Origin of the sequence: Stenotrophomonas sp. SMYL8, from assembly GCF_036320065.1 — a bacterium.
GTDB lineage: Bacteria > Pseudomonadota > Gammaproteobacteria > Xanthomonadales > Xanthomonadaceae > Stenotrophomonas > Stenotrophomonas maltophilia_A.
In genome coordinates this window covers 56,080-66,473 of the sequence record NZ_JAWIRR010000026.1, presented here as the reverse complement: position 1 = coordinate 66,473, position 10,394 = coordinate 56,080, and the positions used below count along the sequence as shown (strand labels likewise).

The 10,394-nt window shown below is 67.0% G+C and carries 9 protein-coding genes; 4 read left to right on the top strand and 5 right to left on the bottom strand.

All coding sequences use genetic code 11. The features are described from left to right. Window positions 1–220: 220 nt before the first annotated feature. The 4 genes from gorA to V3B25_RS17560 all read right to left on the bottom strand — a co-directional run bounded on the left by gorA (window position 221) and on the right by V3B25_RS17560 (window position 4,656). The gene (gorA, locus tag V3B25_RS17575) at window positions 221–1,579 is read right to left on the bottom strand and encodes a glutathione-disulfide reductase (protein WP_049423792.1); all 1,359 of its coding nucleotides are present in this window, start codon (window positions 1,577–1,579) and stop codon (window positions 221–223) included. Further along, window positions 1,576–2,826 (bottom strand): FAD-dependent oxidoreductase, encoded by a 1,251-nt coding sequence (locus V3B25_RS17570; protein WP_329811074.1) that lies wholly within the window; start codon window positions 2,824–2,826, stop codon window positions 1,576–1,578. Before V3B25_RS17570 ends, gorA begins: the two co-directional genes overlap by 4 nt. A 3-nt stretch (window positions 2,827–2,829) precedes the next feature. Next, window positions 2,830–4,074 carry a DUF418 domain-containing protein gene (locus V3B25_RS17565; RefSeq protein ID WP_329811073.1) on the bottom strand — a complete coding sequence of 415 codons (1,245 nt, stop codon included), beginning with the start codon at window positions 4,072–4,074 and terminating at the stop codon, window positions 2,830–2,832. Between the two features lie 99 nt (window positions 4,075–4,173). Further along, the gene (locus tag V3B25_RS17560) at window positions 4,174–4,656 is read right to left on the bottom strand and encodes a peptidylprolyl isomerase (protein ID WP_049398704.1); all 483 of its coding nucleotides are present in this window, start codon (window positions 4,654–4,656) and stop codon (window positions 4,174–4,176) included. Window positions 4,657–4,729: 73 nt separating this feature from the next. Here V3B25_RS17560 and V3B25_RS17555 point away from each other — a divergent pair, with 73 nt between their 5' ends. Together V3B25_RS17555 and V3B25_RS17550 are read left to right on the top strand one after the other, a co-directional pair. After that, on the top strand, window positions 4,730–5,308 hold the full coding sequence (locus V3B25_RS17555) for a C40 family peptidase (protein WP_329811072.1): 579 nt from the start codon (window positions 4,730–4,732) through the stop codon (window positions 5,306–5,308). Window positions 5,309–5,505: 197 nt separating this feature from the next. After that, window positions 5,506–6,213: a C40 family peptidase gene (locus V3B25_RS17550; protein ID WP_223276965.1), complete on the top strand. Its 708-nt coding sequence runs from the start codon at window positions 5,506–5,508 to the stop codon at window positions 6,211–6,213. A gap of 256 nt (window positions 6,214–6,469) precedes the next feature. Here V3B25_RS17550 and V3B25_RS17545 read toward each other — a convergent pair whose 3' ends face one another. Further along, entirely contained in the window at window positions 6,470–7,804 is a 1,335-nt protein-coding gene (locus V3B25_RS17545) for a dicarboxylate/amino acid:cation symporter (protein ID WP_046988032.1), read from the bottom strand. A 154-nt stretch (window positions 7,805–7,958) separates the two neighbouring features. Between V3B25_RS17545 and V3B25_RS17540 the strand changes: the two genes are divergently transcribed. Then, window positions 7,959–9,665 carry an alkaline phosphatase gene (locus tag V3B25_RS17540; protein ID WP_329811071.1) on the top strand — a complete coding sequence of 569 codons (1,707 nt, stop codon included), beginning with the start codon at window positions 7,959–7,961 and terminating at the stop codon, window positions 9,663–9,665. Then, window positions 9,662–10,207: a WG repeat-containing protein gene (locus V3B25_RS17535; protein ID WP_071228718.1), complete on the top strand. Its 546-nt coding sequence runs from the start codon at window positions 9,662–9,664 to the stop codon at window positions 10,205–10,207. Before V3B25_RS17540 ends, V3B25_RS17535 begins: the two co-directional genes overlap by 4 nt. Window positions 10,208–10,394 lie beyond the last annotated feature (187 nt).

Sequence of the window (10,394 nt, the reverse complement as noted above, 5' to 3'; positions counted from 1 at the left end):
TCGACGTTCGTGTGCGGGATGGGGATCGCTCGACTCGTCTGTCGGCTAGTATCCGCAGATGCATGCTTGACGGTCCCTCCACCCTGGCTCCTACATACCTCGTAGGAGCCGGGAGGAACATACAAGCCATGCTCGACTGTCTTTCCACCGCAGTCGAGCATGGCTCGACTCTACAAAGAGCGACGGCCGAGCATGGGCTCGGCTCTGCAGCAACCGCAGGTCAGCGCATCAGCACCACTTCCTCGGCCGAGGTCGGGTGGATCGCCACGGTGTCATCGAACTGGGCCTTGGTCGCGCCCATCTTCACCGCCACCGCAAAACCTTGCAGGATCTCGTCGGCCGCTTCGCCCAGCAGGTGGATACCTACCACGCGTTCTTCCGGGCCGGCGCAGACCATCTTGAACAGGCTGCGCTGTGTACCGTTGGCCAGCGCCTGCAGCATCGGTCGGAAACGGCTGTGGTAAACGCTCACCTGGTCGAAACGCGCGCGCGCTTCTTCCTCGCTCATGCCCACCGCACCCAGCGGCGGGTGCGAGAACACCACGCTGGCCACGTTCTCGTAATCCATCTTCGACTGCGGGCGACCACCGAACAGGCGATCCATCAACCGTCGCGAAGCAGCCACCGCCACCGGGGTCAGGCCAACCTTGCCGGCGATATCACCCACCGCGTGCACGCTCGGCACGCTGGTGGTCTGCCATTCGTCCACCTGCACCTGCTGGTGCTCGCCGATGCAGATGCCGAGCGCTTCCAGGCCCAGATCACGGCTGTTGCCGCGACGCCCGGTAGCAAAGAACACCGCGTCGAACACACTGTCGAGCGGGCCGTCATGGCCGAATGCACGCACCCGTTCGCCATCGCGCTGCAGTTCGCGCAGGCGATAGCCGAAATGGATGCGCACGCCCTGCTGCTTCAGGTTCTCGGCCAGCTGATCAGTCAGCTCGTAGTCGAAGCGATCCAGCAGCCGTTGGCCACGCACCAGCAGGCTCACCTTGCTGCCCAGTGCCTGCAGCAGGCCGGCCAGCTCCACCGCGATGTAGCCACCGCCGATGATCGCCACCTCGGCCGGCGCCGCACGCAGGTCGAAGAAATCATCGGAGACCAGGCCCAGTTCCGCGCCGGGGATATCTGGACGCAGCGGGTGCGCGCCGGTGGCAATCAGGATGTGCTCGGCGCTGTAACGCAGGCCATCGCTGCAGGCCACGGTATGCGCATCGAGCAGATGGCCGCGCGCCGGAATGCGCACCACGCCGGTCTCATCCAGGCGTTTGTGGTAGCTGGTGTGGATGTTGCTGATATAGGCCTGCCGGTGGATCACCAGTTCCTTCCACGACAGCGCCGGGCGCGCCTGAACATCGAAGCCCATCGCACTGGCCAGGCCGATGCGCTCGTGCAGGTCGGCCGCCAGCCACATCGCCTTCTTCGGCACGCAGCCGACATTGACGCAGGTCCCGCCCAGCTCACCGGGCTCCAGCATTGCCACGCGCTTGCCATGCTGCGCGGCGCGGATCGCGCCGGCCAGGCCGGCGGAGCCGCCGCCAAGGACGATCAGGTCGTAATCATAGGATGCAGTGCTCATCGGAATCGCTCGGGTCGGTAAGGGGCAGGATCGATCGCTGGCGTGCGGCCGCAGACGAGATCGGCGATCAGCTGGCCGGTGCCGGCGCTCATGCTGATGCCGAGCATGCCATGCCCCGCTGCAAGCCAGACGTGAGGATGTGCGGGCGCGCGGCCGATCAATGGCACGTCGTCCACGCTCATGGGGCGCCACCCGCACCACTGCTCCTGCAGCTGCGCACCGCGTGGCGCGCGCAGGTAGTGGTCGGCGGCCTGCTGCAGGGCCTGCAGGCGGGCCGTGCGCAGCCGCGGTTCGGCACCGGCGAATTCCATGGTGCCGCCCAGTCGCAACGCTTCGCGCCAGGCAATCACGAACACGGAATGGTCCTTCAGCACCACCGGGCGCTGCGGCACCTGCAACGGTCGCGACCAGGTCAGCGAATAGCCCTTGCCGGGCTGGATCGGTACGCGCAGATCCAGCTGCCGTGCCCAGCGCGGCGACCACGGCCCGGTGGCCAGCACCAGCTCGCGTGCGTGCAGCGTGCGTTCGCCGACGTGCACGCGCACACCCTGCGCGTCGGTGCTGAAATCCTGCACGTCCGAGTGCTCTTCGATCACCACGCCCTGTGAACGCAGCACGCGCGCCAGTTCGGCGGTGTAGCGGTCCGGACGCAGCTGCGCATCGCCGGGGAAGTGGATCGCCCCGGCAATGCGATCATGGAAAGCTGGATTGTCGCGCGCATAGTCGGCGCCATCGATGCGCGCCGTGGCGATGCCCTGCGCGTTCAGTGCCTCACACTCAGCGGCGTGGTGATCGAAATTGCGGGCATCGCAAAACACATAGTCCAGCCCGCGGGTATCGAACTCACAGTCCAGTGCATGCACCTGCACCCACTCGGCCAGGCGCAGCCGGGAATCATTCAGCAGCGCAGCGCGGGCGCGCGTGGCCTGCAGCCAGTCGCGGGCATTGCAGCGTGCGCCGAACTGCAGCAACCAGCGCCACAACGTTGGATCCAGCCGCATACGCACGTACAGCGGCGCGCGTGGATCAAGCATCCATCGCAGCGCGCGCAACGGTATGCCAGGCGCTGGCAGCGGCGGCGCGTGGCTGGGGGTGATGGTGCCGCAGTTGCCATGCGAGGTCGCGCCGCCGACACGCCCACGGTCGATCACGCGTACCTGCCGGCCCTGTGCGCGCAGCGCGAGCGCGACGGTCAGTCCAATGGCACCGGCGCCGACCACGATCACATCCTCGCGCGCGCCCTGCATCGATCAGCCCTGCCCGGCCCCGCGCCGCATCGGCGGCCACTGCCGGTAGGTCATCGCACGCCACAGCCATTCCATGGGCCCGAAACGGAAGCGGCGCAACCACGCGTGCGAAATGCCCACCTGCACAGCGAACAGCAGTAGTGCGAACAGCAGCTGCACGCTGCGCGGCATCACCTCGAACCATCCCAGTCCGTAGTGATAGAAAAGCAGCGTGCAGACCAGCGACTGCGCCAGGTAATGGGTCAGCGCCATGCGCCCCACCGGCGCCAGCCAGGCCAGCCGCCTGCGCCAGTGCACGATCCACGCCAGATAGCCCAGGCACATCGGTAGGCCGCCTATGGTCACCAGGCCCATCGCCGCCGTCACCGGAAGGTTGTAGGCGCCCGGTGCCAGGTAGGGTTTCCAGGCAACGCCGATCAACGTGACCAGCAGGCCCAGCGGCAACGCGACCCAGCGCAGCGACGCGTACAGCCGCGGGAAGCGCTCCGGCGCCGCCAGCGCGCCACTGCCGGCGAACCAGCTGCCGATCAGGAACATGCCCAGCACTTCCGGGCCGGTGATCAGCAGCGCCCCCATCGACGTACCGAACTCATTCAGGCGCTGCACATTGGCCTGCGCCCAGCTGCCCTGCCCGTACACCTGCCGCTGCAGCTCAATGCTCCGCTGCGCCTCGGCAAGCATGCCCTGCACATCTTCGGCCGAAGCCATCGACACCATCGCGCCGACCAGCAGCATCATCGCCACACCGCCGAGGTAGACCATCAACCCCATCCACGACAGCCAGCTGCGTGGCGCCTCGCGGCACGCCAGCAGCGGCAACGAGATCAGTGCATACATCACCAGAATGTCGCCGGACCAGACCAGCAGTGCATGGCACAGACCGATCAGCAGCAAGCCAGCGCTGCGGCGCAGGTAGAACGGGGTGAAGTCGCGCCCGGCGGCCTCAGCGCGCTGCGCCATCACCGCGAAGCCGGCACCGAACAGCAACGAGAACAGGGTGAAGAACTTGCCCTGCACGAACACGTAGACAAAGGCATCGGCCCAGTAGTCGATGCCCTGCCAATGCACGTCGATGCCGGTGAACGCCAGGTCCAGCGGCCCGCTGAAGGCCTCGATGTTCATCAGCAGGATGCCCAGCAGCGCAGCACCGCGCAGCACGTCAAGCACGGCGATGCGTTCGCCGGAAGCCACCGGCTGCAGGGAAGGAGAAGCGGCGTTCACAGGGCGTCCGTCGGGCAGGTCCGCCATTATGCCGCCGGCCCGTGCACCATGGATGGCCGCGTCGTGTTCCAGAAACGCAACGGCCCGCCGAAGCGGGCCGTTGCTGCCATCACGATCGCGCTGCGATCAGTGCTGGTGACCGCCGTCGCCGTGGACGTGGCCGTGGTCGATTTCTTCCTTGCCGGCTTCGCGCACATCGACGATTTCCACGTCGAAGTGCAGGTCCTTGCCGGCCATCGGATGGTTCAGGTCGACGTCGACGACGCTCATGCCGACCTTCTGCACGGTCACCGCACGCGGGCCGAAGTTGGTCTGCAGCACGACCTGCTGGCCCGGAGCCAGCTTGGTGTTGCCGAAGTGCTTCTTCGGCACGCGCTGGGACAGGCCCTCACGACGCTCGCCGTAGGCATCGGCAGCGTTGACGTCGACGCTGAAGGTCGCGCCGGCTTCCTTGTCCATCATGGCGTTTTCCAGGCCCGGGATGATGTTGCCGTGGCCGATCAGGATCGCCAGCGGCTCGCCGCGGTCCTTGGACGATTCGATCGGCTCCTGGCCGACTTCGGAAACGGTGTAGTGGAAGCGGACAACGCGGTCTTTTTCGATCTTCATGCGCAACTCTGTCTGGATCTGCCGGAGGCAGGCGGGTTGGGGCGGGTTGTCGCCCGGCGGGGACGCCGCCATCATGACGGCCAATCCTAAGGTGGCGCATTATCCGGAGATCATGCACATCACGCCAGTTTCGTCCGGCCTGCGCCGGCTCCTCGCCCCGGCCCTGCTGCTGGCCCTGCCCGTGCTGATGACCGCCTGCGGCGGCGCCAAGGCCACCCGACCCGCGCCGCCCCCGCCGACCGCGAACTGGCCGAAGACCGTGCCGGACAATCCCGAGGCGGCCAACTCGGTGCTGATGCGCGCCATCAGCCTGGTCGGCACCCCCTATCGCTATGGCGGCAATACCCCCGACTCCGGCTTCGACTGCAGCGGCCTGGTCGCCTACGTCTACCGCGAGATGCTGGACCTGAAACTGCCACGCACCTCGCGCGACCTGGCGGCGGTACAGGGCCCGAAGATCGACCCGCAGCGCCTGGCCACCGGCGACCTGGTGTTCTTCGGCAGCCGCGGCAGCGTCACCCATGTCGGCATTTATGTGGGTGAAGGGCGCTTCGTGCACGCGCCGAGCTCCGGTGGCACGGTCCGGCTGGACTCGCTCAGCGGTCCGTACTGGAAGGACCACTACACCGGAGCGAAACGCGTCCTTCGCTAAGATGAACAGGCGATATGTTCAAAATTGTGACGCACATCACCGTGCAACTAACGATTTACTAACGGAATTTTTAACTTATTGCCGCTTTTACAGGGCATGATGCCCCATCGTTTTTTTCCTGTGACCGACGCGTGACGACTGACGACCTGAAAAGCGAAGGCCAGACTTCCGTATCTTCACGTAGTGCCCGCCCGCTGTTGCTTGGCCTGGCACTGTGTCTGACCAGCCTTCCGGCCTGGTCGCAGACTGCTCCGAACCGTTCCGATGTGACCCCGGCCCCGGTGGCCGAGAGCACCCCCCGACCGGCCGCCAAGGCCGAGGCTGCCGCTCCGCAGCGCAGCCGCGTCGATGCCGCCGCCAGCGCCACGCTGGCCGCCCTGCTGCCGCACCTGGCTGCCAATGACACCATTCCGCTGATGGACCGCTCGGCCGTGGTGGCCGGTGATCTCAGCCGCCTGCTCGCCAACTACGACACCAGCAGCGCCGCCAATGGCAGCGTTGTCGGCACCGCCGCCGACAACGGCAAGGTGCAATCGCTGCTGCGCCGCGCGATGACCCTGCTGGGCACCCCGTACCGTTGGGGTGGCAGCAACCCGGACAGCGGTTTCGACTGCAGCGGCCTGGTCGGTTACGTGTTCCGCTCGGCCCTGGGCATCGAGCTGCCGCGCGTCTCCCGCGAAATGGCGCACGATGACAACGCCGAACTGATCAACGACCGCACCGCACTGGCTGCCGGTGACCTGGTGTTCTTCGGCCGCAAGGGCCGCGTCGACCACGTCGGCATCTATGTTGGCGATGGCCGCTTCCTGCACGCACCGAGCTCCGGCAAGGACGTCCGCGTGGACACCCTGCTCAGCGGCTACTGGGGCAACAAGTTCATGCAGGCCCGCCGGGTCGACCTCTGACCCGCTGGCGCCACCGCGCCGCCTGACACGAGAAAGCCGCTGCCCTGCAGCGGCTTTTTTGTTTGCGCCCCCACTGGGTGCCGACCTTGGCCGGCACTGCGCCACCTGCCCCGGTGGGTGCCGACCGTTGGTCGGCACTGCGGCCATCCACGCATGGCGTGGATCTACCAGGGACCTACCCTGATCGGCACCGCGCCAGTCAGCTCCAAAACAAAAAGCCCGCCGGTCAGGGCGGGCTTTTCATCTCCACGCAACCTCAGCCGCGTGGCGGTGTCGGGTCCGGATCGTCCACGCCCACGTTGCTGGACGGGTTGTCATACACCGCCTGGTCAAGCAGGCCGGTTTCCTTGGCCACGATCACCGGCACCAGCATCTGGCCCGTCACGTTCGTCATCGTGCGCATCATGTCCAGGATGCGGTCGATGGCATACAGGTAGCCGATGGTCTCCAGCGGCAGGTTGGCTGCGCTCAGCACCACCGTGGCCATGATCACCGCGGTACCCGGCACGCCGGCGGTACCGAAGCTGCCCAGCACCGAGGCAATCAGCACCACCACGTACTGCTCCGGGGTCAGCGGCACACCGCTGTACTGCGCGATGAACACCGCGCACAGCGCCGGGTAGATCGCGCCGCAGCCATCCATCTTGATGCTGGCACCCAGCGGCACCGCGAACGAACCGTAGTCCTTGTTCACGCCCAGGTTGTGGGTGATCGAGCGCAGCGCCACCGGCATCGCTGCGAAGCTGGACGAACTGACGAAGGCGACCTGCATGCCCGGCGCCGCGCCACGGAAGAACTTCAGCGGGTTCAGGCCGTGCGCCAGCAGCAGTGCGCTGTAGACCACCACGATGTGCAGGGCGCAGGCCACGTACAGCGCCAGCACGAAATGCCCCAGCGGCAGCAGCTTCTCGAAACCGTAGCTGCCGACCAGGCCAGCAATCAGGCCGAAGGTGCCGATCGGGGTGACTTCCAGCACGAAGCGGGTCACCTGGATCATGATGTCGCTCATCTGGCCGACCAACTTGCGCGCCTCGGTCACCTTCTCGCCCAGCTTGACGATGGCAAAGCCCACCAGGCCAGCGAAGAAGATCACTGGCAGGATCGAGCCGCGACCGGCAGCCAGCACGGTTTCACCGGCCGCATTGACCTTGGTGCCGATGCCGGACAGCGCGTAGAAGACATTGGCCGGCACCACGTCCAGCAGCACCTGCACCACGCTGGGCACTTCGCGCGGCACGTAGTTGCTGGCCATCGACAGCTGCAGGCCACCGGCGCCGGGCTGCAGCACGGTACCCACGCCCAGGCCGACGCACACCGCCAACGCGGCGGTGATCACGAACCACAGGAAGGTGCGGCCACTGAGCGCGGCGACCGACTTCTGGCCGTGCAGCGACGAGATTGCGTTGATGACCGCGAAGAACACCAGCGGCACGGCGATCATCTTGATCAGGGTGACGTACAGCTCGCCGAGCGGGCCGAACCACGTTTCCGCGGCCGGGCCGAGCGCCCAGCCGGCCAGCGCGCCGAGCACGAAGCCACCGACCACGCGCTGCCAGAATGGAATCCGCAGCCAGGCAGAGACCAGCTTCATAGGCAATCCAGAGGGGAAGGAAGGGATGCTGGCACGATAGCCCAAGGCGGCCCGCGGAACGACCGCCCGGCCGGCAAATCAGTGTGTCATCGGCGTGCCTTGCGAGGGCGGGCATAATGAACGTCCCGTTACAGTTTGTGAGATCCCAGCGTCCATGCGCCGTTCCGTCTCCCTGTTGGCCGCCTGCGCCACCACCCTGCTGCTGGGCGCCTGCGCCAGCACCACCCCCGCGTCCGCCCCGGCCGGCGTGAAGGTCGCCGTCGACCCCGTTGCCCATCCGGCCGGCGAGACCCCGCAGTGGTGGTACCGCAGCGGCGCCGCCCAGGCCGCCGCCAACGGCGCGATGTCCGGCAAGGCCAAGAACGTCATCCTGTTCCTCGGCGACGGCATGAGCCTGACCACGGTGGCCGCCTCGCGCATCTACGAAGGCCAGCAGAAGGGCGGCTCGGGCGAGGAGAACCTGCTGTCCTGGGAGCGCTTCCCGGCCACGGCGTTCAGCAAGACCTACAACACCGATTCGCAGACCCCGGATTCGGCTGGCACCATGACCGCCATCACCACCGGCGTGAAGACCCACATGGGCGCGATCGGCGTCAGCGCCGGCAGCCGCACCGACTGCGCCGACAGCCTGTCCAAGGGCCTGCTGACCTGGCTGCAGCTGGCCGACAGCGCCGGCCTGGCCACCGGTGTGGTGTCCACCGCACGCCTGACCCATGCCACTCCGGCCGCCACCTACGCGCACTCGCCCGAGCGCAACTGGGAAAACGACACCGACCTGACCGAAGCCGCGAAGGCCGCCGGCTGCAAGGACATCGCCCAGCAGCTGTTGTCCACCTCGCGCTATGGCCGTGGCCCGCTGGTCGCCCTCGGCGGCGGTCGCGGTGAATTCACCACCGTGGAAGAACGCGATCCGGAATACGACGACAAGGTCGGCCAGCGCCTGGATGGCCGCAGCCTGGTGCAGGAATGGCAGCAGGCGCACCCGCAGGGTGCCTACGTGTGGAACAGCAAGCAGCTGGCCGCCGCCGCCAACGCTCCGGCCATTCTTGGCCTGTTCGAGCCGGACCACATGCGCTACGAGTACGAGCGCCCGCAGGATCCGGGCGGTGAGCCGAGCCTGGCCGAACTGACGGCGGCAGCCATCAAGAACCTGGCCAAGCACCAGGAAGGCTACGTGCTGATGATCGAAGGCGCGCGCATCGACCACGCCAACCACAGCGGCAACGCCTACCGTGCGCTGACCGAGACCGTGGCCCTGTCCGACGCGGTGCGCGTGGCCAACGAACTGACCTCGGCCGACGATACCCTGATCATCGTCACCGCCGACCACTCGCACACCCTGAACTTCGTCGGCTACCCGGCGCGCGGCAACCCGATCCTGGGCAAGGTGAAGGACAAGGGCGGCGAAGATGGCGCTGGCAAGCTCGACTACGCGCTGGACGGCACCGGCCAGCCGTACACCACCCTGAGCTACGCCAACGGCCCGGGCCATACCGGCAGCAGCAACCAGCAGCCGGCCGGTCCGAAGCGTTACCCGCACAACCCGAGCAGCTTCGAACCGGCCAACGGCCGCCCGAACCTGCGCGAGGTCGACACCGAGCATCCGGACTACATGCAGGAAGCACTGGTGCCGATGAAGTCCGAGTCGCACGGCGGCGAAGACGTCGGTATCTGGGCACGCGGCCCGGGCAGCAAGGCGATCCGCGGCACGCTGGAACAGAACGCGATCTACCACATGATCGTGCAGGCCACCCCGGCCCTGCGCGAACGCCTGTGCCAGGCCGGCACCTGCGATGACAAGGGCGTGCCGGTGCAGCTGCCGGCGCCGACCGCATTCGAGCGCAAGGCCGAGGCCAAGTGATCGTGAGGCAGGCCTACCCTGCTCCTGCCAGCGGCCGCTTCGCGCGGTCGCTGGTCCTGCTTGGCGTGCTGGTCAGTGCCAATGCAGCGGCACAGACATCGGCGTGCAAGCTGCTGACCGACGAACACGGGTTGTGGCCGCTGCCCAACTGCGAAGTGGTCGATCACCGGCCGAAGATCAGTGCCGACACCTTGAAGGACCTGAATTACGACGACCATGGTCTGGCCGTGGTGTACGCCGACCAGGGCTTCCACTACGTCAACCGCAAGGGCCGCAGCCTGCCGGTACTGACCTGGGACAACGGTCCGGAAACACCGCAGGAAGGCCTGCTGCGCGCCCGCGTCGGCAACCGCGTGGCCTACTTCGATCTGAAGTTCCGTCAGGTGGTGCCCGGCACCTTCGATTTCGGTTGGCCGTTCCAGGATGGCGTGGCCGAAGTCTGCAATGGCTGCCGGCGCGGCACGCCGGATGCCGATGGCCACACGCCGATGGAAGGCGGAGAGCGGTTCCGCATCGACCGTTCGGGTCGTCGGGTAAAGTAGGGTTTTCGGCAGGGCTGCGCCCTGCACCTGCAGACGCAACGGCAACGGCCGAAGCAACAGCGTGCATTCCGTGGGATGGCGGGGCACTGCGGGTTTGCGGGGACGGCGCAAGTACGTCCATGTAGCCTTGATCGCCGCATCCATGCGGCTCACACCCCGCAAACCCACAGTGCCCCGCCTCTGACAG